The organism is Arthrobacter sp. FW306-07-I (assembly GCF_021800405.1).
Classification (GTDB): domain Bacteria; phylum Actinomycetota; class Actinomycetes; order Actinomycetales; family Micrococcaceae; genus Arthrobacter.
Window position 1 is genome coordinate 3,952,195 of the sequence record NZ_CP084550.1, and the last position, 22,685, is coordinate 3,974,879.

Consider the following 22,685-nt stretch of genomic DNA (forward strand, 5'->3'; position numbering starts at 1 on the left):
ACCTTCCCTTGCTGCGTCACTTGCTGCCCGCACCCTCGCCGGCCGGGCCGAACCCTGCCGCGGCCAGGACCTGTTGGCCTTCCGGACCGATGACCAGGCTTAGGAAGGCCCTGGCGGTGGCCTTGTTCCGGCCGGTGGCGACACCCGCGATCGGGTAGGTATTGACTGCACCCGCAGCTTCCGGAAACGGGATGCCTTTCGCGCTGGAACCGGCGGCCGTGATGTCCGTGCCGTAGACCAGCCCGGCGTCGGCCTCACCGGAAGTGACCTTGCCCAGGACGTCCGTGACGGCATTCTCCTCGCTCACCGGGTTCAGGGTAAGCCCCGCGGCCTGAGCCACCTTGGCCGTCGCGGCACCGCACGGAACCTGCCGGGCGCAGGTGACCAGTTTGATGCCCGGCCGGGCCAGGTCCTGCAGCGAGGCGATTCCGGCCGGGTTGCCGGGCGGCACGGCGATGGCCAGGGTGTTGGTGGCAAAGTCTTTCGGCGTGCCGTCCGCGAGGCCCGCGTCCTGCATTTTCTTCATGTTGGCCGTGTCTGCTGATGCGAAGACGTCCGCCGGTGCACCCTGGCTGAGCTGGCCGGCCAGGTCCGAGGACCCCGCGAAGCTCAGGGCCACGTGTGTTCCCGGGTATTCCGCTTCGAAAGTGCGGGCGAGCTCGGTGAAGGTGGCTTTGAGGGAGGCTGCGGCAAAAACGGTGACGGTGCCGCTTGGCGTGGCGCCGGCATCCGGGGCATTGCCGGCCTGCGCGCCACATCCGGCGAGCAAAGCCGGCAGGAGGATACCCAAGGCAAGCAGCGCGGCGCAGAAGCGGGGCCTCAGGAAGGGGATGTCCTGCCTGATCATGCCGTGGCCTTCCCTTTCGGGGCCTCGATGATGACAGTTGTTGCCTTGACGACGGCGGTGGCCACGGCGCCTGGTTCGAGGCCCAGTTCGCGGACCGCCTCGCTGCTCATCAGCGACACCACCCGGAAGGGTCCGCACTGCAGTTCCACCTGCGCCATCACTTTGTCCGTGATCACGTTGGTCACCAGGCCCACGAAGCGGTTCCGCGCGGAACTGTTGCCGCGCTTGGGGTCATCCGGGAGCTGGGCCAGCTTCTGCGCGTGGGCCGCCAGTTCCAGCCCGTCGACCGCGAGCCGGCCCGAGCCGTCGCGCAGCGGGTTGAGGGTTCCGTTCTCGGTCCAGCGGCGGACGGTATCGTCGCTCACGCCAAGGAACCGGGCGGCTTCGGAAACGCGGATAAGGGCCATGGACAGATCCTAGTCCGCAAATGCGGCAGCAGAAACAGCATTAGGGCGCAAAGGAGGAGCTGAGCCTGTCCTGTGGACCCCAGGCTTCCGGACACACCGCAGCACTAGACTCGCTTCCATGGCCATTTACATCGACCCGCCGCTGTGGCCTGCACACGGAACCCACTTCTCACACCTGGTCTCGGACGCTTCCCTGGACGAGCTGCATGCCTTCGCTGCCGCCGCCGGGATCCCGGAGCGGGCCTTCGACGGCGACCATTACGACGTACCGGAACGCCGCTTCGAGGAGCTCGTGGCGGCCGGCGCGGTGTCCGTGGAGGCCAGGGTGCTGGTCCGCAGGCTCATCGCGAGTGGACTGCGCATCCCGGCCCGGCGTCGGAACAAGGCGCTGAAGGTCCCGCTCCTGAACCGGTGGGAGGCCATCATGCCGGGCAATGACGCACTGTTCCTGGACCTGCTGGACCGGTGGAGCGAACCACACCGCCACTATCACGGCTGCACGCATTTGCTCTCGGTACTGGAGGCGCTGGACCTGCTCACCGAACCGGACGAGGCGCCGCGGTCCGTGCTGCTGGCCGCCTGGTTCCACGACGCCGTGTACCGCGGCGCCGCCGGCGAGGATGAGGAGGAATCCGCACGGCTTGCCGAGAAACGCCTTACCGAGGCCGGCCTGCCGGAGGAAGAGGTGGCGGAGACGGCGCGGCTGGTCCGGCTGACATCCGACCACCGGCCGGAACCAGGCGACGACGACGGCGCCCTCCTCTGCGACGCGGACCTGTCCGTCCTGGGTGGGGAGCCGGAGGACTACGCCCGGTATGTTGCCGCCGTACGGAAGGACTATGCGCACATCGGTGATGCCGACTTCGCAGCCGGCAGGGCCGCCGTCGTGCGTCAACTGCTGGAACTGGACCCGCTCTTCCACCACGAGCGCGCCCGGGACCTGTGGCTGGACGCGGCGCACCGCAACCTGGAAAGCGAACTGACGTGAACGCGCCCGGCTCCAGCCCGCGGCACACGTTCTCCGCCAATGCCGCGCACCGGCAACTCCCGTTCACGGTCCGGCTGGACTGGGGGCTCGTCGGGGCATTGACGGTGGCGCCCGGGGCGGATATCGCGGTGGTGGTGGACGTGCTGTCCTTCAGTACGTGCGTCAGCGTGGCGCTGGACCGGGGCGCGGAAGTCTTCCCTTACCGGTGGCGGGACACCGGCGCGGAAGACTTCGCTGCCCACCACCAGGCGCAGCTGGCGGGGCCGCGCGACGGCGGCGGGCTGAGCCTGTCCCCGACAAGCTTCAGAGATGCGGAGGGACTGGAGAGAGTGGTGCTGCCGTCCCCCAACGGTTCGGAACTGTGCCACGCGCTTGCGGGGGAGGTTCCCCTGGTGGCCGCGGTATGCCTGCGGAACGCGGCGGCCACGGCGGAGTGGGTGGCCGCCAATCTTCCAGGCGACGCGGTGGTGGCGGTGGTGGCCGCCGGTGAACGCTGGCCGGACGGCACACTTCGCCCCGCCGTCGAGGACCAGATCGGAGCCGGTGCGTTCATCGCCGGGCTGGTGGCTGCCGGCAAGGGCGGGTATGAAGCCGGTGACGGACGGCACGGCTATGCACCGGAAGCCGTAGCGGCCATGGCTGTCTACGAATCCGCAGAACCGCGCCTGCGGGAGATGCTGCAGCAATGCTCCAGCGGGCGGGAGCTGTCCGGGGCCGGTTACGCCGGGGACGCTGACATCGCCGCGGAACTGGACCAAAGCGATTCGGTGGCCATCCTGCGGAACGGGGCATTCCGGCAGCTTTGAGGAACAGCTTAACCCGCAGACCCGCCGCGGCAGGCCCGGGACGGGCGCCGTCACCGTCGCCGGGAGAGAGTTCAGGAATCCCTGCAGCTGTGCAAAACTGCACGGATGAGCCTGCGCATCCAAGCCATCGCCGTTGATTCGACCGAGCCCGGGATTCCGGCAGCCTTCTGGGAAAAGGCGCTGGGGTGGCGGCGCACCCATGAGGAGGATGACGAAGTCGTGCTGGAGCCGCCGGCGGGCAGCAAGGAAGACGGCGTGGTGCCCGATTTGCTCTTCCTGCGGGTCCCCGAACGGAAAGAGCTCAAGAACCGCCTGCATTTGGATCTCCGGCCCGAGGACCAGGATGCTGAAGTGGCCCGGCTCGAGAAGTTGGGTGCCCGCCAGGTCTCCGTGGGACAGGGCGCGGCCGCCACGTGGGTGGTCATGGCTGACCCGGACGGCAACGAGTTCTGCGTGCTTCGCGCCCTGAGGCCCGGCGAAGGCGGCTAGCGGTAGGTCCTGACGGGGTAGGTACTCACAAAGGGGGTACTGGTGGGCACGATCTGCTTGCCGAGCGGCATCAGGGACACCGGGATTAGCTTCAGGTTGGCGATGGCCAGCGGAATGCCGACGATGGTGATGGCCATGGCGAACGCCGTGACCACGTGCCCGATGGCGATCCAGATTCCGGCCACCAGCAGCCAGATCACATTGCCCAGCAGCGAGAAGACACCGGTGCCGCCGGGCTTATCCACCACCATTCGACCAAAGGGCCACAGGGTGTAGGCGGCGATCCGGAACGAGGCAATGCCCCACGGGATGGTGACGATCAGCAGGCAGCAGACCACACCCGCCAGGAAATAGCCCAAGGCAAGCCACAGGCCGCCGAAAACCAGCCAGATGATGTTCAGAAGTGTCTTCATGCACCCATTGTGCCCCCGCCCCTCCGACAAAAGGGTGGGGGACTCCCCTGATCCTGCCCTGATACTGGTTCGTGCCCAGGGATCCTGCCCGATCCGGTGGCCGGAACTTGGGGCTGCCGCCCTGCCAGCCCAGCCCTGGCAGCCCACCTAGACCGTGGCGGCGTCCTTGGCAGCGTGCACGAAGGCGCGGACCTTGGCCAGGTCCTTCACGCCCCGGGATACTTCAACGCCGGAGGAAACATCCACACCCCAGGCATGCGCGGCTGCCGATGCCTGGCCCACGTTCCCGGGTTCAAGTCCACCGGCGAGCAGCCAGTTGCGCCCTTGCAGCGCGGGCAGCGCAGCCACGGAGGCGTAGTCCCAGGACTCGCCGGATCCGGGCACCGCTGCATCAATCAGGAGCAGGTCCTCGCCCCAGTCCTCGAAATCATCCTGGGCGGCACCCATGGTGATGGCCCTGATCAGCTTCATGCCGGCGTCGTGCACGGTTTTCACGTCCGCGCGGGACCGGCTGCCGTGCAGCTGGATCCATTCCAGGCCCGCTGCCCGGGCGATGGCAATGGCGTCGGCCACCGGTTCGTCGCGGAACACCCCGATCGGGGAGACGGTTTTGGGGACCCCTGCCAGCAACGAAGCCGCCTGCGACGGCGAGACCACCCGGGGGCTGGCCGTGAGCACGAAACCCACGGCGTCCGCACCGGCATCCACTGCCTCGCGCACCGATTCGGGCGTGCTGAGACCACACACTTTGACGAACATTCCCGGCTCCTTCAGGCTGTTTTCGTGTTGACCCCCCGCAGGAGAGTAGCAGGGACCGGACCCAACTGCGATGCCGCCCACACGCGGCAACTAGGCTGGGCTGATGCAGATCATCCGCTTCGCAGAACTCAAGGCCCAACCGTGGCGCAATGGCGGCGGGGTGACCAGGGAAATCGCACGCCAGGACTCCGAAGACGGTGGCTTTGACTGGCGGGTGAGCATCGCTGACGTTGCCAAGGCAGGAGATTTCACGGCGTTCCCCGGCATGGAGCGCGTCCTGACGGTCATCGAAGGGGAACTGATCCTGCTTTCCGTTGACGGCGCAGAGCAGCCCCTGGAGAAGTACCGTCCCTTCAGGTTCGACGGCGGGGCCGCCACCGCTGCCAAGCTGCCCACCGGGGACATCAGGGACCTGAACGTCATCACCCGGGCGGGGGCCTTCAAGGGCTTCACGTCCATCGTTGAGCTGTCCAGGAAGCGCGCCCACCCGGTGTTCGAAGGGCAGTTCGGTGTGCTGCTGCAAGGGCAGGCGACGGTCAGCCAGGGCGGCGGAGAGCCCATGGAGCTGGGCCGCTACGACACGGTAGTGGGCTCGGACGGCGGCTCTCCCGAAATCCTGGGGCGCGGCTTCCTGGCCGTGGTGTCCATCGACCCGGTGGACACCACCGCGTAAGTACCGGCACCGCTGGTGAGGTTGGGCACCAACGGTGGCTGGCCGCCGTCGTGCGTTGCTACGCTGGAATCCAAGGCTCCGCACCCGAGCCTCCGGACGACGGTTCAGTACCCGGCACGCGACAAGACTGGCCAAAGGATCTGGTCATGTCGTGGGTAATCCTCATTCTTTCCGGCGCTCTGGAAGCCGTCTGGGCGGCCGCGCTGCACCGGGCCTCCAAGGTTTCCGGGCGCCGGCGCCTCGCCCCGGCCGCCCTCTTCCTCGTGGCCGTCGCGGCCAGCACCGGGGGTCTCGCCGTCGCTATGCAGTCCATCCCCACCGGCACCGCCTACGCCGTGTGGGTGGGTGTGGGCGTCGTCCTCACTTCCGCCTACGCCATGGCTACCAAAGTGGAACCCCCGACGGCGGCGCGCCTGCTGCTGCTGTCCGGCATCGCCGCGTGCGTAGTTGGCCTGAAGGTGGTGGCGTAATGCTGAAGCGCGCACTCCCGTGGCTGGTGCTCCTGGCGTCCGCGGTCCTGGAAGCAGTCTGGGCCACGGCCCTTGGCCTGTCCGACGGCTTCAGCAAACCCTTGCCTACTGCCGTCTTCGCCGTCACCGCGACCCTGAGCATGCTGGGCCTGGGCATGGCCATCCGCAGCATTCCCCTGGGCACCGCCTACGCCATCTGGGTGGGTATAGGCGCCGCACTCACCGTCGGCTGGGCAATGGCCACCGGCGTGGAGCCCTTCAGCGTGGTGAAACTGCTGTTCATCGCCGGCATCGTGGGCTGCGCGGCCGGCCTGAAGGCGCTGCCGGCCGGAAAAGACGCTCCGGCTGCTCCCAGCAGTGACTAGGCTTTTGCCATGGACTCCCCCGAGATCGCCCAGGCCGTCGACGCGCTGCGACGCCGCATGGTGCCTGGCACGCGGACCATCCTCGGCATTGCCGGGGCGCCAGGGTCCGGCAAGTCCACTTTCGCAACCTGGCTCCAGGAGCAGTTCAGCCCGGGAACCTCGGTTGTGGTCCCGATGGACGGCTTCCACCTGGGCAACGCGATCATCGAGGGCACGCCGTTGCGTGCGCGGAAGGGCGCCATTGATACGTTCGACGGCAGCGGCTACCTCTCGCTGCTGCGCCGCCTGGCGCGCCGGGACGAGGCAGTGGTGTACGCGCCGGAGTTCCGCCGCACCATCGATGAACCGGTAGCGGCGTCCATCGCCGTCCCGGCCGACGTCCCGCTGGTGATCACCGAGGGCAACTACCTGCTGGCGGACCAGGAGCCATGGAAGGAGGTGCGGGCGCAGCTGGACGAGGTGTGGTTCCTCGAAACCCCGCACGAGCTCCGGCTGCAGCGGCTGGTTGACCGGCATGTGTCGTTCGGGATGGACCCGGAGACTGCGCTTGCCTGGGCCAGCGGACCCGACGAGGCGAACGCCCGGCTGATCCAGGCAACCCGCCCTGCCGCGGACCGCGTCATACCCTGGCTGTAACGTCATTCTCAGGAAACGAACAGGAGCACCCATGGCTAACGCCCCCACCAACCCCGGCACTACAGTCCAGCTCGGCGACGGCCTGGCCGTCAGCCCCCTCGGGTTCGGCGGCATGGCCCTCACCCCCGTTTACGGCGAGGTGGACCCAGCGGAGGCACTGCAGACGCTGCACCATGCCGTGGACGCCGGTGTCAGCTTCATTGACACAGCCGACATCTACGGCGGCGGCAGCAACGAAGAACTGATTTCCCAGCTGCTCAAGGACCGGCGGGACGAGGTCCAGCTGGCCACTAAGTTCGCGCTGGTGGGCACGCCGACGGACGGCTACACGGACATCAGGGGCGACGCCGGATACGTGCACCAGGCGGTGGAGCGGAGCCTGCAGCGGCTGGGCACGGACGTCATCGACCTCTACTACATGCACCGCCGGGACGTCCGGGTCCCCATCGAAGAGACCGTGGGCGCCATGGCCGAGCTGGTGAAGCAGGGAAAGGTCAAGCACCTGGGCCTGTCCGAAGTGACGGCGCAGGAACTGCAGGACGCCTCGGCGGTCCACCCCATCGCCGCGGTCCAAAGCGAATGGTCCATCTGGAGCCGCGATGTGGAACGCAATGTGGTTCCCGCCGCCGCCAACCTCGGTGTGGGTTTTGTTCCCTACTCTCCGCTGGGCCGCGGGTTCCTCACCGGCACCGTGGACACCTCGAGCCTGGGCGACAAGGACTTCCGCCGGAACATCCCCCGTTTCGCCCCCGATGCCGCAAGCGCCAACCAGGCCGTGGTGGACGCGGTCCGGTCCGTGGCGGACCAGCTGCAGGCCACCCCCGCCCAGGTTGCCTTGGCGTGGCTGCTGGCCCAGGGCAAGCGGCTGGGCCTGCCCGTGGTCCCCATCCCCGGCACCCGCAAGGCCGCCCGCATCGACGAAAACCTCGGCGCACTGTCCCTCGACCTCACCCCGGCGCACCTGGAGGCCCTGGACGCGGCCTCAGACGCCGTCGTCGGCTCCCGTTCCGCGGACCCCAAATGGGTGTCCGAGGGCCGGGAATAACACGCCTTTCACCAATTCCACCGCAAACCCAAAGGAGCCCCATGCCTGCCATCGTGCACTTCGAAGTCCAGATTGACCCCGCCCGCCGCGACGACGCCGCCGCATACCTGTCTGAAACCCTCGCCGCCACCCGTGCCTGGCCCGGAAACCTGGGGATCGAAGCATTGGTGGACGACGCAGATCCGTGCCACATCCTGGTAGTGGAAACCTGGGCCACCACCCAGGACCATGACGACTACGCCGCATGGCGGAAGACGCCGGAGGGGAAGCACAGGCTGGGCGAGGTTCTCGCCGGGACACCGTCAAAGCAGGTTTACTCGGAGACCATGCCGCTCGACCTGCAGCCGTCCCAGGCCTAAGCCCATGGACTCACTTCTCTACGACCTGCCGGCCCTGACCATCCGCAGCATCTCCGTCAGCGAGATGGACAACAACGTGTACTTGCTGACGGCGAAGGAGAGCGGGGCCCAGCTGCTGATTGATGCCGCCGACGACCTTCCCGCCATCCAGCAGTTGCTGGCGGACGGGGCCGCGGACACGACGGCTGTTCCCCGGCTGGCCCTCATCGCAACGACCCACCAGCACTGGGACCACGTGCGGGCGCTGAAGGAGCTGGTGGCGGCTACGGGGGCGCGGACAGCCGCCGGGGCGGACGACGCCGATGCGTTGCCGGTTCCCGTTGACGTCCGGCTCAGGCATGGCGACGTTGGCAACTTCGACGGCTTTGATGTGACGGCAGTCCACCTGCGCGGGCACACCCCCGGTTCAATTGCCTTCGTTTACGAGGACCCGGACGGGCCGGCGCATATCTTCTCCGGTGACTCGCTGTTCCCGGGCGGCGTGGGCAACACGCAGAAGGACCCCGAACGGTTCAACCAGCTCCTGGCCGACGTCACGGAGCGGTTGTTCGGCGCCTACCCGGACTCCGCGGTCATCCATCCCGGCCACGGCAAGCCGACCACTCTTGGTGCAGAGCGGCCGCACCTCGACGAATGGCGCGCCCGCGGCTGGTAGCGGTTCGCCAGCTGCCGCCAAGCCCCACGAGGAGAGGTTTCGGGAACGCATGAAGGATAGTGCCGCGGGTATCGACCGCCAGGACAACGGGACACGGGACACCGGGCAACGGGACCAGGAGCTCACTCCGGATTCGGCTGCCCGGCGAATGGTGCTTGTGGGAACGCTGGCCACGGCCGGGATAGCCATCGCGGTCCTCCTGTGGGCCAAGTGGTACCCCTATGCCCTCAAGATCCCGGCGGTGGCGGACAGCCACTCGTTGGGAAACTCCGTCTTGTCCGGCAAGGCAAGCGCGCCGCCCGCCCCCTCGTGGAACGCGGCTTTTGAGTACAGCCTGGGCTACGTCGGGTCGATCTGGCAGGCGCTGGTGGCCGGCCTGCTCGTTGCAGCGGCGGTGGAGGCGTTTCTTCCCGCCCGCCGGTTGCTCGCGCTGTTCCAGGCCAGGCGTGGCCCGGCTGTGAGCACGGTCTGTGGCGGGCTCCTGTCCATGTCATCAATGATGTGCACATGCTGCGCCGCGCCCGTCGCGTTGAATGTTCGCCGCAGAGGGGTGCCCGTCAGCTCCGCGCTCGCATACTGGCTGGGTAATCCCGTGCTCAATCCGGCAGCCCTGGCATTCATGGCCTTTGTGCTCCCCTGGCAGTTCGTGGCCGTCCGCGTGGGCACCGGCGTGATCCTTGTCTTTGGCGTCACGCTGCTCGTGAGCCGCCTGGCAAAAGGGACCAGCGTCGCCGGACCGGTGGAAGAGCCCGCTGAAACCGTGACTGCCGCGGGCGCAGTCCACAGGTTCGCCAAGGCCCTGGTCCGGTTATCGGTGCGACTCCTGCCGGAGTATGCGGTGGTGGTGATGCTCCTGGGCGCCTTTCGTGGCTGGCTGTTCCCGGAAGCCGGCACGCTCGCGTCCTGGGGCGTGCTCGCCGCCGTCCTGCTCGCCGTCGTCGGAACCCTGTTCGTAATCCCGACCGCCGCGGAAATCCCCATCATCGGCGCGTTGATGGCCGCTGGAGTTGGAATGGTTCCCCTGGCGGCCCTGGTGCTGACCCTGCCCGCGCTAAGCCTGCCGTCGATGCTTATGGTCCGCGGGGCCTTCCCCGGCCGGGTGATCGCAGCCACTGGGGCTGCCGTGATGGGGCTGGGCCTGGCGGGCGCGGTCGCCATGGCGGCGCTGACCTGAGGCACCCGGCAGCCGCGGCCCTGGTCCCTGCTGCCAAACCCGGTTTAACGCACCGAGTGCTCCGCAACTGTCGTTTAGAACCTCCTAAACGACGTTATCGGAGCACTCGATGGGCCAGGCGTTGTTACCGTCCGCGGCGCTCATTCGACGCCGGGGCGGATGCGCGGCGCGGGCCGCTGCGGGCCGGACGGCCTGAGCCGCCGTTGCCCGAGCCGCCATTACCTGAGCTGAACGAACCGCCGGAGGTTCCGCCGGTGTTGGACGACCAGACGGCCTTGCTGCCACCGGTTGCTGCTGCGCGCTGCCCGGTCGCCGGACGACCACTGCGCTGGCCGCCGCCGGAAGCGGGCCGACCACCGGCTGCCGGACGTCCACCGGAAGCGGGGCGCCCGCCTGAGGCCGGGCGGCCGGTGCCGCCGCGCGGGGCGTCGCTGCGGGTGATCCGGGAATCGCCGCGGCCTTCCGCCGCACGTCCGTCCGAACCGCGGCCGGCCGATGAGCGGCCACCTGCCGCGGGGACGTCGTTGCGGTGGGTCGAAGCGGTGCCGCGGCCACGGGCGTTGCGGCGTGCAGCTGCTGCGGCCACCGCGCGGTCCTCGTTCTGCTCGGCGTTGCGGTCGAACGCTGCGCGGGCCTCAGTGCGGCCCTCGAATGCTGCGGCGCGGCGCTCGGCACGCGGAACGTCGCCGCGCACTGCCTCTGCTGCAACCTTGCCGCGTCCGCCGCGGCCGCCACGGCCACCGGCGGTGGGGGCAGCCTGGCGGCGTGCACGCTTGCGTTCCGCGTTGGCTCCGGTGGAGGTGCCGCCACCCTGCTTGGCCGTCTTGGCGGCCATCAGTGCAGCGCGGGTCCGGGGGTCGACCTTTTCGGCGATGTCACCGACGAGCTCGGCCACGATGGGCGAGCTGGCAGTGACGCGTTCGAAGCTGACGTCCACGCCGGCGGCCTTCATGAGCTTCTTCACGTCGGTCTGCTGCTCCGGCAGGGTCAGCGTCACCACGGTGCCGTCGGAACCCGCGCGGGCGGTGCGTCCGGAGCGGTGCAGGTATGCCTTGTGCTCGGTGGGCGGGTCCACGTGGATGACGAGTTCGACGTCGTCAACGTGCACACCGCGGGCGGCGACGTCGGTGGCGACCAGGACGCGGACGTCACCATTGGAGAACTCAGCCAGGTTGCGGTCGCGGGCGTTCTGCGACAGGTTGCCGTGCAGGTCGACGGCGGGGATGCCGGCGTCCGTCAGGGTCTTGGCCAGCTTGCGGGCGTGGTGCTTCGTCCGCATGAACAGGACGCGGCGGCCGGCGCCGGAAGCAAGCTCCACGATCAGTTGCTTCTTGACGGTCTGGTCGTTGACCACCAGCACGTGGTGCTCCATGGTGGTCACCGCGGCCTGCGGGTCATCCACGGAGTGGGTGAGCGGGTTGGACAGGTAGCGCTGGACGATCTTGTCCACGCCGTTGTCCAGAGTGGCGGAGAAGAGCAACCGCTGCCCCTGGCTTGGGGTCATGTCCATAAGCTTCTTGACCACGGGCAGGAAGCCGAGGTCAGCCATGTGGTCGGCCTCGTCCAGGACGGTGATCTCCACGGCCTCGAGGGTGAGGATGCGCTGGCGGATCAGGTCCTCCAGGCGACCGGGGCAGGCGATGACGATGTCGACGCCGGCGCGCAGCGCCTTTTCCTGCCGCGCCTGGGAAATGCCGCCGTAGATCACCGTGGTGTTCAGACCGGCAGCCTTGGCCAGGGGCTCGATGGTGGCGTTGATCTGGGTGGCCAGCTCACGGGTGGGTGCCAGGACCAGGCCCATGGGGCGGCCGGGCTTACGGAAGTGCTTGGCTTCCCGCTCAGCGAGTCTTGCTACAAGCGGGATGGCGAAAGCGATGGTTTTACCGGATCCGGTCCGGCCGCGGCCCAGGACGTCACGTCCGGACAGCGTGTCCGGAAGGGTCTTGACCTGGATGGGAAACGGTTCAACGATTCCCTGCGCGGAAAGGGTGTCTGCAAGGGCCTTGGGAGTACCGAGGGCAGCAAAAGTAGTCATGTAGTTCTTTACGGTCTTTCTGGCGGTATCCGGGCGGATATCGGCCCCCGATGCCGGTTGGACCAGGGGTTTCGCCGAAGAAAAGTCAGGTGATCAACCGGGCGCTGTAAATAGGGACAGCCGGCCGGGACCAAATGGAACGCGTTCATCGACGCAGGATGTGCCTCTCACATGAAGAAAGCCCACTCCCCGGAAAGGATCTCCAGATCAGGAGCAGGCGGCATCACTGCACATCAAGTTCCACCAGTCTACCATCCCGGCGCCCGGCGTCCTTCCGCGGCGTTGCCATGGGAGCCCCGGCGGGGCAGTGTTGACCCATGAACGAGCACCCGGAGGAGCAACAGGAAACGCACCGGCAGGAAGCGCAGGGGCACCGGCCCCAAGGGGACGAAGCGCCCTGGAATCAAGCGCACGACGGCGGCAGCGCGCCCGAGGCGGCGGGCGGCAGCATTGATGCCGCATCGGTCTGGGACGAGCGGTACCGCACCAAGGCGCGGCTCTGGAGCGGGAAGCCCAACCCGCAGCTGGTCCGTGAAGCCGGCGGCCTGCGCCCGGGAAAGGCGCTGGAACTGGGCTGCGGCGAAGGTGCCGACGCCATCTGGCTTGCGCAGCAGGGCTGGTCCGTGACCGCCGTCGACGTTTCCGCCGTAGCCCTGGAACGGGCGCACTCGCACGAACTGGCCGAACTGGAACGGGAAAGCGTGCAGGCGTCCAACGGTGGGATCGGAAGCCGGATCACGTGGCAGCTGGCGGACCTGACGCAGTGGCAGCCGGAGGCGTTGTACGACCTGGTGACGTCGCAGTTCCTGCACTCCCAGGAGCTCGACTGGCGGATTCCGCTGCGGACCGCCGCCGGAGCCGTGAAGCCGGGCGGGACGCTGCTGGTGGTGGGCCACCATCCTGACCGGCTGCCGCCCTGGGGCCCAGCGCACCATCATGCGGGCATGTTCTACACCGCCGACCAGCTGGTACAGGAGCTCGGGCTGGACCGGCTCGATTCAAATGGCCGCCCGGAGTGGCAGCTGGAAGTCCTCACTTCACGGGAACGCCCCGTGACCGGACCGGAAGGGCAGGAAGCCACCATCGCCGACGTCGTCCTCCGCGCAACGCGCCTCGCCTGACCGCCCCTCAGGGCGTACGGCTGGTTCAGGGCGTACGGCTGGTTCAGGGCGTGCGGCTGGTTGAGGGCGTACGCCCGGTAACCCGGGGCGCCACCAGCGCCGCGCCCACTCCGATGGCCGCAGTGAAGGCGAAGACACCCGCGAAGGACTGGACCGCCGTCGTAAATGCCGCGAAGACTATCCCGGTGGTGGCCAGCGACAGCGCTCCGCCCAGGGAGTCGGAAATGGACATGGCCGAGCTGTTGAAGCCTTCGTTCTCCTTGGTGGAGAGCGCCAGGGTCATCACGCTGAGGCGCGGGTAGAGCAGGCCCATGCCACCGCCCGCCAAGACCCAGCCCGCGATGGCGATGGCAGCGGGCCAGTGCAGCGCCGTGGTGGCCAGGGCCAGGAGCACCGCCGCCAGGACCATCAGCGAGCCGGTCTGCACCGCGCTTTGGTGCGGCAGCTTGGAACCGAGCCGGCCCTGGACCGCCGCTGCACCGGCCCAGGCCAGCGCTCCTCCGGTCAGGGTCAGGCCAGCCAGGGTGGGCGGGAACGCGTACTGGTCGATCAACAGGTAGGGAAGGTAGACCTCCGCACCAAAGAAGGAAGCCGAAGCCAGCCCGCGTGCCAGGATCACGCTGGGCAGCCCGCGGCGGGCAGCAAGGGTGCCGTGGGGCACCAACGGCCGGACGGCCACCAGGGCAAGGACGACGGCGGCCGATGCCAGGAGTGCCGTGGCGGCGGGGAACGAGGGGATGCTGACCTCGGCCGAGAGGTTGAGGCCCAGCACCGCGAGCGCGGCCAGCGCCGCCCACCCGAGCCGGCCCAGGGCCCAGGGCGGGACGGGGTGGGCTGGCTGACCGGCCCCTTGGGGCGCGCCTGCCTCTTCAGGTTCATCCAGGCCCCGGAGCACCGGCACGATCATCACCAGCGCGGGAATGACCAGGCCCACCACGCCCAGGAACACCCAATGCCAGCTGAACACCTGTGCCACCACGCCCGCGGCGAAGGGCCCCACCAGTGAAGGGACCACCCACGCGGCCGAAAAGGCAGCGAAGATCCTGGGATGGAGCGGGCCGGGAAAGAACCGCGCAACCAGCACGTACAGCGCCACGGTAAGGGCGCCGCCGCCGAGCCCTTGGACCAGGCGGCCTGCGACGAGCATCGGCATCGACACCGAGCTGCCCGCAATCAGGAGTCCCAGCACGAACAGTGAGACAGAGGCGTACAACGGCATGGCTGGCCCGCGCCGGTCGGACCAGTTGCCGGCTCCCACCATGCCAATCACACCGGTGGCCAGCGGCCCGGCGAAGGCCAGCGCGTAGAGGCTGCCGCCGTTCAGCTCCCGGCTGACCAGCGGCATGATGGTGGTGACGGCCAGGGACTCAAAAGCGGCAAGGAACACCAGGGCGCACGTGCCGATGGTCACCCACAGATACGGGGGCCGGAAGATCCCGGTGGCGGGATGGGCGGCCGGAAGGGTGGAGTCCCGCACGGCAGTTCCTACCCCACGAACCGGTTCCGGCCTGAGCGGTAGCCGAAGACCGCCGCGAGCAGGCCCACCACCGTGAACAGGATGCCGGCGGGCACGAACGAGCCTGTGGCCTGGTGCAACTGCCCCACCATGAGCGTCCCCGTGGAGCCCACCCCGTAGCCAACACCCTGCATCATGCCGGACAGGTGGGCGGCGGTATGCCCGTCACGGGTGCGGAGCATGATCAGGGTCAGTGCGCAAGCCGTGAGGCTGCCCTGGCCCAGGCCAAGCAGCCCGGCCCACACCCAAATGAGATCGAGCGGACCCAGGATGCTAAGCGCGAACCCGGCGCCGGTCATCAACGCCACTACGGTATTGATGGCCCGCTGGTCCCGGAACCTCGCGGCCAAGGCCGGCGCGAACAGCGAACCCAGCATCTGCAGCACGATGCACACGGCGACGATCAGCCCTGCCGTGGCACCGTCCACGCCCCTGTCGCGGAGGATGGGCGCCAGCCAGGCGAACCCGCTGAAGGACATCATGGCCTGCAGCACCATGAAGATGGTCACCTGCCAGGCGACCGGGGAACGCCACACATTGACGCCGTCCCTGACCGCCTGGTGCCGGACAGTTTCCTGCCGGACGGCTACGGGCAGGAACAGCAAAAGGACGACGGCGGCGGGCAGCGCCCACACCCACAGCGCCTTGGTCCACTCCCCCGTCGCCGTGTAGACCGGGTACGTGAATCCGGCTCCCAGGGCGGCGGACGCACAGATGGCGGTGGTGTAGAGGCCGCCCATGAGGCCCAGCCGGTGGGGGAAGTCGCGCTTCACCAGGCCGGGGAGCAGCACGTTGCACAGTGCGATGGCGGCCCCGCAGGCAGCCGTGCCAACCAGGAGGGCAGGCAGGTGGCCGGCCCCGCCCGTGCCTGCCCCGGTGTCCACGGGCCGCAGCAGCAGCCCGGCAGTCAGCAATGCCATGGCCCCCAAAAGCACCCGTTCCGCCCCGAAGCGGCGGGCCAGGACCGGGGCGAGCGGCGCAAACACGCCGAGCAGTGTCACGGGGACGGTGGTCAGCACCACCACGGACCAGCCCGGCAGCGCCGCCTGGGACGTCACTTCCGGAAGGACTGCCGAGAGGCTGGAAAAGACGCTGCGGAGGTTCAGTCCTATCAGGACCAGGCACACCCCCAGGTAGACCAAGGCACGGCGGCTGCCCACCCGGGTGGGTGCCGCCGGCGGGAGTTCATCGATTTCTGCGTCCACCAGGGTGCTGAGGTCCATCAGGCTGCTGCCGCTCCGGGCCCGGCCCTGTGCGTCCCCCGCGGCTGTCATCCGCCGCTGCTTACTTGCCCCGGCATTCATTGCGTCCTTCATGGGCCCATTCTCGCAGGAGAGCGCGGATGCAGGTTTTCCACATAGGGGAAGAGGCGGCTTCTGGCTTCCCCTGCAACTTCGTAGGTTGAAAGCAGCCGCGGCCACGCACATGGCTGCATCAACCGATGGGAGCACCATGGAAACCACGCCGCAACCGGAACCCGGCCCGGGATCGACCGAAAGCCGACTGGCGGAAGGTGCGTCGCTGGACGGTAGATCGGTGGACGGTGCATCGCAGGCCAGTAGATCCGTGGACGCTGCATCGAAGGGAAGCGCACCGCCGGGCGGGCCGGGCTCGCCTCCCCGGCAGGGAGGCCCTGGCCAGCCTCAGCCACGTGCGCCCAGGCATAAAGGGGCCGACAGCCTGGTCCTGGCGATCCTTGCCCCTGCAAGCATGATCCTCACGGCACCTGTATCCATGTTCGCCATGTTGATGACGTATTCGTCCAACGGCTCTTCCAGCAGGCCATGGGTGACTCCCCTGGTGCTGTTCAGCCTTCCGCTCCTCTTTGCTTCTCTCGCCCTGCGACGGGCCATCCCTGCCCTAAAGCGGTCGCCACAGGGATCCGGTGACCGCTCCGCTGCGGCGGTTGCGCTGTGTCTTGGCGGTCTGGTCTATGCCCTGGCACTGGGTCCGGCGTTGGACAACGTGGGGGTGTTGTGACCCCTCCGATCCGGAGCAGTCTCGCGGCGCTATTCTGGAAGGGATGAGCGAATCCCCTGAAAACCCCCAGCAGCCGCATGTCCCGAGGCCCGTGACGCCCGGAACCCAGGCCTCCTTTGGCACCTATGGCGGCCGCCCGGTCAGCTTCGTGCGCCGCGGCACCCGATTGCAGGGCCGGAGGCAAGCTGCCTGGGCCGAGCATGCCGAGCGGTGGGCCGTCGACGTACCAAGGCACGTGGCCAACACCTCGGTCCACCCCGACTACGTCTTTGACGCTGCGGCTGAATTCGGCCGTGACGCCCCGCTCATCGTCGAGATTGGCTCGGGCCTTGGCGATGCCATCTGCCATGCAGCCGAACAGAACCCGGACACGAACTTTCTGGCCGTGGAGGTCTACACCCCGGGCCTGGCCAACACCATCATCAAGATCAACAGCCGGGGCCTGAACAATGTCAGGGTGGTGGAGGCAAACGCTCCGGAGGTACTGGCCACCATGCTGCCCGAAGGCTCGGTCAGTGAATTGTGGGTCTTCTTCCCGGACCCGTGGCACAAGTCGCGGCATCACAAGCGCCGGCTCATCCAGCCTGAGTTCGCAGAGCTGGCGGCGCGGGCCCTGAAACCGGGTGGCCTCTTCCGGATCGCCACCGACTGGTCCAACTATGCCGTCCACGTCCGCGATGTGATGGCAGCTTCAATGGACTTCGAGAACCTGCACACCGGCGAGCGCCGCGGCCCCGAAAGCCCGCTGACCCAGGTGTGGCAGTCCGGCGTTGAATCCGTGGTGGGCGGCGCGCCCGTCCGCGAGGGACGCGCGCCCGTGAGCACGGAACACACCGGCCCCAACGAAGGCGTGGACGAAACGGGCGGCTGGGCACCCCGCTTCGAGGGCCGGATCAGGACCAGCTTTGAGGCAAAGGCACACGAGGCCGGCAGGTTGATCTTCGACCTCTGCTACCGCCGCCGTTGAACGCTGAACCTGCCTGGGCGGTGCATCCCGGCCAGTCCGGGCAGTACTTTCAGCCGACGCTGATGGAGCCCACGATCTCCTTGAGCATGTCCAGCCGGGGTTCTGCCTCCGGGTTCAGGTAGGGCCAGATGACCACTACGCCAATGAACCGCCCCCTTTCCCACACGCCTACCGTGGCTGCCACCTTGGCCGGCCCGCCGTCGTCGTCATATCCCACAACCACGGCGTAGGCAGCCTTGCCGGGCAGGTTCAGCTCGCCCTCCGCCAGGAGGGTCCCGCCCCGGTCCTCAAGGTAGAAGCCCGCCATCAGGTGCGCCCAGCCGTTGGCCTGCGGGGCGTCCTGCACGGAGGTGTCGTCCTTGATCACGGTGACCAGCACGCCGTTCAGCAGGCCGTACTGTTCGCTGTTGGGCCCGGCCGTGGAGTCGCCCAGGACCTGGGTGTGCTCGGGGAAGTCTGCGGTGAAGCCCAGCGGGGATTCGATGTGCACTGACATGGGTTTCAGAGCCTCTCGAGCTTGGTGTCGTTGGGGACCTTATAGTACGTGGAGACGTTGGTGGTGGCCTGGTTCTCGGTCTTGACCTCCACCTCGCCCATCTTCACGTCAAAGCCTGCCTCGTTGGTGGCCGTCACAACCGAGTTCACCTGGACGGTGGCGGAACCGGCCTCATAGAGCCGTGCCGCGTCACGGGCTGCGCCGGTGTCATTCCCCAGGGCAACGTTGCGCAGGTAGCTGTCGATGATGGGCCGGTTCTCCGGAGAGTAATCCACGTCGATCTTGACGCTGCCCTGCGTCCCTGCCGTGACGGTGGAATCGAATTTGGCGGCTTCTGTCTTCACACCGGAGGTGACGCCCTGCGCCACGGTGCCGTCCATGGACACCGAGACGGAATCGATGTTGTTGCTCTTGTCCATGTTGACCTGCAAGCCCCCCTTTCCGGAGGCTTCGAAGACCCTGCCGTCAAGCTTGAGCTGGCCCTGCGCGGAGATTTCACCGCTGGCGGTGGAGGTTCCGTCCGTCAGGTTCCGCTCATAGGCAAGGTCCAGTTTTGCCCCGCCCGAGGCCGTGCCGGCCTCACCCTCTGCATTGAGCGAGAACGTGCCCTTGGCCTTGTCCGCCTGTCCCATGGAGCCGTTGTCCTTGGCAGCGTCATTGATGGTGTCCAGGACGTACCCGGGAGGGTTGCCCGCCACATCCTTGATCTCGCCGATGCTGTCCGGCGGCAGGTCCCGGTACATCTGTTCGCGGGCAGCCATGGCTTCCTCCACGCTGCCGAAGGTGTACTCGCGGGATACCTCGCCGGTCAGGGTGGCCCCCGCCGTGCCGGTGGTGTCATTCACGCCAAGGCCCAGGTTTCCGTACACCTTCATGGTGGCGGACCCGTCGGCGTTCTCCACCACCTCGGTTCCCACTTCGGCACCGGCATGGACCCAGGCGACCCGGGCTTCGATGGAGGCCTTGCCCGTTTCCGAGTAGACCGGGATGTCCGCCTTGGCCAGCTCCTGGAGGTGCTGTTTGGCCAGTTGCTGTGCGGCCCCGGGGATGCCCCCGTCCATGCGCATGAGGTCCTCGGCGAAGGGGCCGTCGCTGCCTTCGCCCTCGATCAGGTATCTGCGGTCGGCGTCGGACAGTCCGGCCCACCACTTCGCCTGCTCTTCGGGGCTGGCGTTGAGCATCCGGTCCAGCCCCGACGCCAGTTCGCGGTGGTGCTCCGCGAGCTCCCTGGCGGCTTCGGCCTTTTCCTGGAACCAATCCTTGGCCTGCGCCGCCAAAGAAGTGATCCTGTCCCAGGCGCTGCCGCCGGAGCCGTCGCTTCCCCCGGTGGAAGCTTTCTCCTGTTCGTCGGCGTGTTTCATCAGGATTTTGGAGTTTTCCCGCAGGCTGGCGACGACTTTGTCCAGGCTGGGGCGGTGGCTGGCGGTCCATTCCTGGCGGAAGCGTTCACCGTCCCTGCCCTTCCACGGTGCGGACTGGATCTGGCTGTGCAGTGAACCGGCCCGGCTGCTCAACAGGGATGCTGCCTGGTCGGCCGCCTTGGCCAGCGCCCGCAGCTGGCTGATGTCTGCGCCGTAAAAAGTCATGGTTTCCCCCGGGAAAAGTGTGCGGTGCCTGTCGATCGCTGGTCCTTATGGTTGCACAGGTAGCGGAAGCGGGCGATGGGGATCCCTCCCCATCGCCCGGCGGTCCGGGCGCGGACAGTGCCGGGAGCCGACTGTTCCGCATCCCGGCCGGCATGGCACGATTGCCCTTGTACGAAGGGCACGCACACCAGCGCACTACCGCGCCTGCTCAAAGGAAAGACGATAAAAGAAGAACTCAAACAGGTGGTCGAGAAGGCCGAGGACGTCACGAATTCGCGCATCCTCGAGTTCCTGGCCCGCGCCGGGTTTGCGGTTAGCGGCATCCTGCACCTGTTGGTGGGTGCCATTGCCGTCCGGCTGGCCGTGGGCGGCACGGGCAATGCCGATTTCAGCGGCGCGATGGCCGAGCTGGCAACCATGCCTGTGGGCCCGTTTCTGCTATGGGGCAGCTTCGCGGCCTGCGCCGCGTTGTCGCTCTGGCAGACCGGCGATGCAATTTTCGACTTCAACCACCAGGCCACCAGGAAAAAGATCAAGAACAAGGCCAAGGCCGCCCTGCAGGCGGTCGTGTACGCCGTCCTGGCCGTGACTGTTTGGCACTTCGTAACGGGCTCCGGGACTGGCGGGGACAACCGCAAGGCCGCCAGCGACTTCACTATCGCCATGGTGCAGGCCCCGGGCGGGGTGGCATTGCTCGTCCTGATCGGATTGGCCGTGGCGGTCGCGGGCGTGGCCTACGGCATGCGGGGCCCCAACAAATCCTTCGAGAAGCACCTGCGGATGCCGGCCTCCGGGACGGCTCGTACAGCGGTGGTGACCCTGGGGGTTGCGGGATACCTGGCCAAGGGCCTGGTGCTGCTGCTGACCGGCCTGCTCATCGTGATTGCCACCATCAAGGAACATCCGGAGGACTCCACCGGTCTGGACGGCGGGCTGCGTGCCCTTCGGGACCAACCGATGGGCCCCTATCTCCTGGCCGCGGTGGGAGCCGGGCTGGTCTGCTACGGCGCGTACATGATCATGCGCGCCCGGCTGGCCAAAATGACCAAATAGCCGGCTGCAGTGTGATGAGGTGGGGGAATGCCGCAGGTACGTGCCGAACGCCTCATCCGAATCGATCCGGAGACTGCATTCGCCTTTTCCCAGACCACCGGAGAGTTCCGCCTCAAGTGGGACCCCTTCATCTCCGCACAGGGTTTCCTGGACGGAGCGCAGGCAGCAGGCAAGGGCGTCCGCACCCGCACCAGGTCGCGCCTTGGCCTGACGATGGTCAGCCAGTATGTCTCCTACGCGCCGCCGCGGAACGTGGGCATGACCATGGTGTCCGGGCCCTGGTTCTTCAAGAACTTCGGCGGCGGCTGGCGTTTCACCGCTGACGACGACGGCACCCGCGCGGTCTGGAAGTACACCTTTTCCTGCCGGCCGCCCTTGCTGCGGCCCATCATGGAGCGGATCGGCAGTTGGCTGCTGGGCTACGAGATCGAACGGCGGATTGATGCCTTCGCCCGCGCCTGCGAGGACGAGGCCCTGGTCGCGGAGTTCAAGGCACTGGGGACCCGGGACCAGTCGCCCCGCACCTAGGGAACCGTAATCACCGCCACCGCGTGCTGCGCGCCGTCCCGCAGCTCCACGCTTGAGATGCTGCCCAGCTGGATGGGCGTTGCCCCGGTGACCTTGACCTTTCCGCTGGGCGTGGCCGTCCAGGCACAGGCGCGGTCCTCCCCGCCGGCGCGGTCCCGCACCCACAGCGAGAGCGTCCCATCCGCCGGCAGGCTGCTGCCGCTTACCGCGAGTTCGGTCCCCCACGTCTTCCGCGCCATGTCGATGTTCACCTGCAGCCCTCCCCCGGACACCACCGAATAGGTGGCGTCCGGCTGCGGCGGCCTGGCCAGCAAAGGCCCCACCGCCAGGCCCACCGCCAGGCAGGCAGCGGCGACGGCGCCCGCCAGCGCTGCCCACCGCCGTCGTAATGTCCGACGGCGGCGCGCCAGTTCGTCGAAAAGGCGGACGGGGACGCCGCGGTCAGCCGCCCCGCTGCCGGGAACGTCGGTAAGCGCCACGGCGTCGGGGACGGGAAGCGCGTCCAGAAGCACTGGCACCTTCTCCAGCACGGCAAGTTCCTTGCGGCAGCCGGCGCAGCCCTGCAGATGGGCCTCGAAGAGGGCAAGGTCGGCGGGCTCAAGGCCGCCCAGCACATAGGCCCCCAGCAAGGTGTGTGGGTTGGTGCTCATCGTTCCACCCCCATTTCATCCAGGATGCCCCGCAGGGCCCGGAGGGCGTAATACGCGCGGGACTTGACCGTGCCGCTGGGGATGTTGAGCTGGACAGCCGCCTCGTTGACCGTGAACCGGCGGTAATGCAGGGCCACCAAAACGTCCCGGTGTTCCTTGCTCAGCCGCAGCAGTGCCTCCTCCATCAGGACCCGGTTGAGCAGTTCATCAACGCGGCCCATCACCTCGACGGGATCGGTGGGGCTGCCCTCCAGCGCCTCCGGCGGGCGGCGCTGGCTGCGTCGGTAGTTATCGATCATGATGTTCCTGGCCGTGCGGTACAAGTAACTGCGGAAGCTGCCGTTGACGTCCGGGGCGTGCTGCCACACGCGGAGCACGGTTTCCTGGACCACGTCCTCCGCGAGCTGCGGATCATGGGTGGCGCTGAGCACGAACCGGCGCAGGGCGTTGCCGTGTTCACGGTAGATGGCCTCCACCACATTGTCGTCGAGCGGCATGCCGCCCCTCCTATCGCTGTCCCGGCACTGCATGGCCCACGTCGCCACACGCGGGCCACTGTGCAGGAACGCCACAGCATCCGGCGCTCCTGGCTGTTACCACGCATGAAGCCTTCCAACGGTTCAAGCGCCCTCGCCCGCAATCCCGCTCCACCGCGCTGTGAACCATT

27 protein-coding genes and 1 riboswitch are annotated in these 22,685 nt (G+C 67.9%); of the genes, 16 read left to right on the top strand and 11 right to left on the bottom strand.

Annotated elements, in window-relative coordinates; translation table 11 throughout:
- Positions 1 to 16: 16 nt before the first annotated feature.
- Positions 17 to 847: a molybdate ABC transporter substrate-binding protein gene (modA, locus tag LFT46_RS18385; protein WP_236799845.1), complete on the bottom strand. Its 831-nt coding sequence runs from the start codon at positions 845 to 847 to the stop codon at positions 17 to 19.
- Positions 844 to 1,254 (bottom strand): TOBE domain-containing protein, encoded by a 411-nt coding sequence (locus LFT46_RS18390; RefSeq protein ID WP_236820615.1) that lies wholly within the window; start codon positions 1,252 to 1,254, stop codon positions 844 to 846. Before LFT46_RS18390 ends, modA begins: the two co-directional genes overlap by 4 nt.
- A gap of 118 nt (positions 1,255 to 1,372) precedes the next feature.
- Here LFT46_RS18390 and LFT46_RS18395 point away from each other — a divergent pair, with 118 nt between their 5' ends.
- The 3 genes from LFT46_RS18395 (at position 1,373) to LFT46_RS18405 (ending at position 3,537) form a co-directional block, all read left to right on the top strand.
- Positions 1,373 to 2,242, top strand: a complete 870-nt coding sequence (locus tag LFT46_RS18395; RefSeq protein WP_236820616.1) for a DUF4031 domain-containing protein — start codon at positions 1,373 to 1,375, stop codon at positions 2,240 to 2,242.
- The gene (locus LFT46_RS18400; RefSeq protein ID WP_236820617.1) at positions 2,239 to 3,048 is read left to right on the top strand and encodes a 2-phosphosulfolactate phosphatase; all 810 of its coding nucleotides are present in this window, start codon (positions 2,239 to 2,241) and stop codon (positions 3,046 to 3,048) included. The genes LFT46_RS18395 and LFT46_RS18400 overlap by 4 nt, the downstream gene beginning before the upstream one ends.
- A gap of 105 nt (positions 3,049 to 3,153) precedes the next feature.
- Entirely contained in the window at positions 3,154 to 3,537 is a 384-nt protein-coding gene (locus tag LFT46_RS18405; RefSeq protein WP_236799852.1) for a VOC family protein, read from the top strand.
- Here the strand turns inward: LFT46_RS18405 and LFT46_RS18410 are convergent.
- On the bottom strand, positions 3,534 to 3,950 hold the full coding sequence (locus tag LFT46_RS18410) for a YccF domain-containing protein (RefSeq protein WP_236799854.1): 417 nt from the start codon (positions 3,948 to 3,950) through the stop codon (positions 3,534 to 3,536). The two genes, LFT46_RS18405 and LFT46_RS18410, sit on opposite strands and share 4 nt — an antisense overlap.
- Before the next feature lie 147 nt (positions 3,951 to 4,097).
- Positions 4,098 to 4,709 carry a phosphoribosylanthranilate isomerase gene (locus LFT46_RS18415; protein WP_236799855.1) on the bottom strand — a complete coding sequence of 204 codons (612 nt, stop codon included), beginning with the start codon at positions 4,707 to 4,709 and terminating at the stop codon, positions 4,098 to 4,100.
- A 103-nt stretch (positions 4,710 to 4,812) separates the two neighbouring features.
- On the opposite strand from LFT46_RS18415, the gene LFT46_RS18420 reads away from it, so the two are divergent.
- The 8 genes from LFT46_RS18420 (at position 4,813) to LFT46_RS18455 (ending at position 10,086) form a co-directional block, all read left to right on the top strand.
- Positions 4,813 to 5,382 (top strand): HutD/Ves family protein, encoded by a 570-nt coding sequence (locus LFT46_RS18420; RefSeq protein ID WP_236799857.1) that lies wholly within the window; start codon positions 4,813 to 4,815, stop codon positions 5,380 to 5,382.
- A gap of 70 nt (positions 5,383 to 5,452) precedes the next feature.
- Positions 5,453 to 5,518: riboswitch (guanidine-III (ykkC-III) riboswitch) on the top strand.
- Between the two features lie 10 nt (positions 5,519 to 5,528).
- A complete protein-coding gene (locus tag LFT46_RS18425) occupies positions 5,529 to 5,852 on the top strand; it encodes a DMT family transporter (protein ID WP_236820618.1) in 324 nt (107 codons plus the stop codon).
- Positions 5,852 to 6,217, top strand: coding sequence for a DMT family transporter (locus LFT46_RS18430; protein ID WP_236799860.1), 366 nt, complete (start codon positions 5,852 to 5,854; stop codon positions 6,215 to 6,217). The genes LFT46_RS18425 and LFT46_RS18430 overlap by 1 nt, the downstream gene beginning before the upstream one ends.
- Positions 6,218 to 6,226: 9 nt before the next feature.
- On the top strand, positions 6,227 to 6,853 hold the full coding sequence (locus LFT46_RS18435; RefSeq protein WP_236820619.1) for a nucleoside/nucleotide kinase family protein: 627 nt from the start codon (positions 6,227 to 6,229) through the stop codon (positions 6,851 to 6,853).
- A gap of 31 nt (positions 6,854 to 6,884) precedes the next feature.
- Positions 6,885 to 7,898: an aldo/keto reductase gene (locus LFT46_RS18440; RefSeq protein ID WP_236820620.1), complete on the top strand. Its 1,014-nt coding sequence runs from the start codon at positions 6,885 to 6,887 to the stop codon at positions 7,896 to 7,898.
- A 41-nt stretch (positions 7,899 to 7,939) separates the two neighbouring features.
- Complete coding sequence (locus LFT46_RS18445) at positions 7,940 to 8,257, top strand: putative quinol monooxygenase (RefSeq protein WP_236799865.1); 318 nt, start codon at positions 7,940 to 7,942, stop codon at positions 8,255 to 8,257.
- 4 nt (positions 8,258 to 8,261) lie between these two features.
- Positions 8,262 to 8,912 carry an MBL fold metallo-hydrolase gene (locus LFT46_RS18450; RefSeq protein WP_236820621.1) on the top strand — a complete coding sequence of 217 codons (651 nt, stop codon included), beginning with the start codon at positions 8,262 to 8,264 and terminating at the stop codon, positions 8,910 to 8,912.
- Positions 8,913 to 8,961: 49 nt separating this feature from the next.
- The gene (locus tag LFT46_RS18455) at positions 8,962 to 10,086 is read left to right on the top strand and encodes a permease (protein ID WP_236820622.1); all 1,125 of its coding nucleotides are present in this window, start codon (positions 8,962 to 8,964) and stop codon (positions 10,084 to 10,086) included.
- A gap of 124 nt (positions 10,087 to 10,210) precedes the next feature.
- Here the strand turns inward: LFT46_RS18455 and LFT46_RS18460 are convergent, their stop codons facing one another.
- Positions 10,211 to 12,121, bottom strand: coding sequence for a DEAD/DEAH box helicase (locus LFT46_RS18460; protein ID WP_236799871.1), 1,911 nt, complete (start codon positions 12,119 to 12,121; stop codon positions 10,211 to 10,213).
- A 317-nt stretch (positions 12,122 to 12,438) separates the two neighbouring features.
- On the opposite strand from LFT46_RS18460, the gene LFT46_RS18465 reads away from it, so the two are divergent.
- A complete protein-coding gene (locus tag LFT46_RS18465) occupies positions 12,439 to 13,242 on the top strand; it encodes an SAM-dependent methyltransferase (protein WP_236820623.1) in 804 nt (267 codons plus the stop codon).
- Between the two features lie 43 nt (positions 13,243 to 13,285).
- Here the strand turns inward: LFT46_RS18465 and LFT46_RS18470 are convergent, their stop codons facing one another.
- Positions 13,286 to 14,719 (bottom strand): MFS transporter, encoded by a 1,434-nt coding sequence (locus LFT46_RS18470; RefSeq protein ID WP_236820624.1) that lies wholly within the window; start codon positions 14,717 to 14,719, stop codon positions 13,286 to 13,288.
- A gap of 8 nt (positions 14,720 to 14,727) precedes the next feature.
- Positions 14,728 to 15,981: an MFS transporter gene (locus tag LFT46_RS18475; RefSeq protein WP_442863697.1), complete on the bottom strand. Its 1,254-nt coding sequence runs from the start codon at positions 15,979 to 15,981 to the stop codon at positions 14,728 to 14,730.
- A gap of 487 nt (positions 15,982 to 16,468) precedes the next feature.
- Here LFT46_RS18475 and LFT46_RS18480 point away from each other — a divergent pair, with 487 nt between their 5' ends.
- Both LFT46_RS18480 and trmB read left to right on the top strand, forming a co-directional pair.
- Complete coding sequence (locus LFT46_RS18480) at positions 16,469 to 16,738, top strand: hypothetical protein (protein ID WP_236820626.1); 270 nt, start codon at positions 16,469 to 16,471, stop codon at positions 16,736 to 16,738.
- A 43-nt stretch (positions 16,739 to 16,781) separates the two neighbouring features.
- A complete protein-coding gene (gene trmB / locus LFT46_RS18485; RefSeq protein ID WP_236820627.1) occupies positions 16,782 to 17,705 on the top strand; it encodes a tRNA (guanosine(46)-N7)-methyltransferase TrmB in 924 nt (307 codons plus the stop codon).
- Between the two features lie 49 nt (positions 17,706 to 17,754).
- Here the strand turns inward: trmB and LFT46_RS18490 are convergent, their stop codons facing one another.
- Both LFT46_RS18490 and LFT46_RS18495 read right to left on the bottom strand, forming a co-directional pair.
- A complete protein-coding gene (locus LFT46_RS18490) occupies positions 17,755 to 18,201 on the bottom strand; it encodes a hypothetical protein (RefSeq protein ID WP_236799878.1) in 447 nt (148 codons plus the stop codon).
- 5 nt (positions 18,202 to 18,206) lie between these two features.
- Entirely contained in the window at positions 18,207 to 19,787 is a 1,581-nt protein-coding gene (locus LFT46_RS18495) for a hypothetical protein (protein ID WP_236820628.1), read from the bottom strand.
- A 243-nt stretch (positions 19,788 to 20,030) separates the two neighbouring features.
- Between LFT46_RS18495 and LFT46_RS18500 the strand changes: the two genes are divergently transcribed.
- The gene (locus tag LFT46_RS18500) at positions 20,031 to 20,840 is read left to right on the top strand and encodes a DUF1206 domain-containing protein (RefSeq protein WP_236820629.1); all 810 of its coding nucleotides are present in this window, start codon (positions 20,031 to 20,033) and stop codon (positions 20,838 to 20,840) included.
- Between the two features lie 27 nt (positions 20,841 to 20,867).
- Positions 20,868 to 21,368, top strand: coding sequence for an SRPBCC family protein (locus tag LFT46_RS18505; protein WP_236820630.1), 501 nt, complete (start codon positions 20,868 to 20,870; stop codon positions 21,366 to 21,368).
- On the opposite strand, the gene LFT46_RS18510 is transcribed toward LFT46_RS18505, so the two are convergent.
- Positions 21,365 to 22,018: an anti-sigma factor family protein gene (locus LFT46_RS18510; protein WP_236820631.1), complete on the bottom strand. Its 654-nt coding sequence runs from the start codon at positions 22,016 to 22,018 to the stop codon at positions 21,365 to 21,367. The two genes, LFT46_RS18505 and LFT46_RS18510, sit on opposite strands and share 4 nt — an antisense overlap.
- On the bottom strand, positions 22,015 to 22,515 hold the full coding sequence (locus tag LFT46_RS18515) for a sigma-70 family RNA polymerase sigma factor (RefSeq protein ID WP_236820632.1): 501 nt from the start codon (positions 22,513 to 22,515) through the stop codon (positions 22,015 to 22,017). Before LFT46_RS18515 ends, LFT46_RS18510 begins: the two co-directional genes overlap by 4 nt.
- Positions 22,516 to 22,685 lie beyond the last annotated feature (170 nt).

Excerpts from the sequence above, each read along its gene's own strand:
- modA (WP_236799845.1), bottom strand. The coding sequence starts at position 847 with ATGATCAGGCAGGACATCCCCTTCCTGAGGCCCCGCTTCTGCGCCGCG.
- LFT46_RS18390 (WP_236820615.1), bottom strand. The coding sequence starts at position 1,254 with ATGGCCCTTATCCGCGTTTCCGAAGCCGCCCGGTTCCTTGGCGTGAGC.
- LFT46_RS18395 (WP_236820616.1), top strand. The coding sequence starts at position 1,373 with ATGGCCATTTACATCGACCCGCCGCTGTGGCCTGCACACGGAACCCAC.
- LFT46_RS18405 (WP_236799852.1), top strand. The coding sequence starts at position 3,154 with ATGAGCCTGCGCATCCAAGCCATCGCCGTTGATTCGACCGAGCCCGGG.
- LFT46_RS18410 (WP_236799854.1), bottom strand. The coding sequence starts at position 3,950 with ATGAAGACACTTCTGAACATCATCTGGCTGGTTTTCGGCGGCCTGTGG.
- LFT46_RS18415 (WP_236799855.1), bottom strand. The coding sequence starts at position 4,709 with ATGTTCGTCAAAGTGTGTGGTCTCAGCACGCCCGAATCGGTGCGCGAG.
- LFT46_RS18420 (WP_236799857.1), top strand. The coding sequence starts at position 4,813 with ATGCAGATCATCCGCTTCGCAGAACTCAAGGCCCAACCGTGGCGCAAT.
- LFT46_RS18425 (WP_236820618.1), top strand. The coding sequence starts at position 5,529 with ATGTCGTGGGTAATCCTCATTCTTTCCGGCGCTCTGGAAGCCGTCTGG.
- LFT46_RS18430 (WP_236799860.1), top strand. The coding sequence starts at position 5,852 with ATGCTGAAGCGCGCACTCCCGTGGCTGGTGCTCCTGGCGTCCGCGGTC.
- LFT46_RS18435 (WP_236820619.1), top strand. The coding sequence starts at position 6,227 with ATGGACTCCCCCGAGATCGCCCAGGCCGTCGACGCGCTGCGACGCCGC.
- LFT46_RS18440 (WP_236820620.1), top strand. The coding sequence starts at position 6,885 with ATGGCTAACGCCCCCACCAACCCCGGCACTACAGTCCAGCTCGGCGAC.
- LFT46_RS18445 (WP_236799865.1), top strand. The coding sequence starts at position 7,940 with ATGCCTGCCATCGTGCACTTCGAAGTCCAGATTGACCCCGCCCGCCGC.
- LFT46_RS18450 (WP_236820621.1), top strand. The coding sequence starts at position 8,262 with ATGGACTCACTTCTCTACGACCTGCCGGCCCTGACCATCCGCAGCATC.
- LFT46_RS18455 (WP_236820622.1), top strand. The coding sequence starts at position 8,962 with ATGAAGGATAGTGCCGCGGGTATCGACCGCCAGGACAACGGGACACGG.
- LFT46_RS18460 (WP_236799871.1), bottom strand. The coding sequence starts at position 12,121 with ATGACTACTTTTGCTGCCCTCGGTACTCCCAAGGCCCTTGCAGACACC.
- LFT46_RS18465 (WP_236820623.1), top strand. The coding sequence starts at position 12,439 with ATGAACGAGCACCCGGAGGAGCAACAGGAAACGCACCGGCAGGAAGCG.
- LFT46_RS18475 (WP_442863697.1), bottom strand. The coding sequence starts at position 15,981 with ATGGACCTCAGCACCCTGGTGGACGCAGAAATCGATGAACTCCCGCCG.
- LFT46_RS18480 (WP_236820626.1), top strand. The coding sequence starts at position 16,469 with ATGATCCTCACGGCACCTGTATCCATGTTCGCCATGTTGATGACGTAT.
- trmB (WP_236820627.1), top strand. The coding sequence starts at position 16,782 with ATGAGCGAATCCCCTGAAAACCCCCAGCAGCCGCATGTCCCGAGGCCC.
- LFT46_RS18490 (WP_236799878.1), bottom strand. The coding sequence starts at position 18,201 with ATGTCAGTGCACATCGAATCCCCGCTGGGCTTCACCGCAGACTTCCCC.
- LFT46_RS18495 (WP_236820628.1), bottom strand. The coding sequence starts at position 19,787 with ATGACTTTTTACGGCGCAGACATCAGCCAGCTGCGGGCGCTGGCCAAG.
- LFT46_RS18505 (WP_236820630.1), top strand. The coding sequence starts at position 20,868 with ATGCCGCAGGTACGTGCCGAACGCCTCATCCGAATCGATCCGGAGACT.
- LFT46_RS18510 (WP_236820631.1), bottom strand. The coding sequence starts at position 22,018 with ATGAGCACCAACCCACACACCTTGCTGGGGGCCTATGTGCTGGGCGGC.
- LFT46_RS18515 (WP_236820632.1), bottom strand. The coding sequence starts at position 22,515 with ATGCCGCTCGACGACAATGTGGTGGAGGCCATCTACCGTGAACACGGC.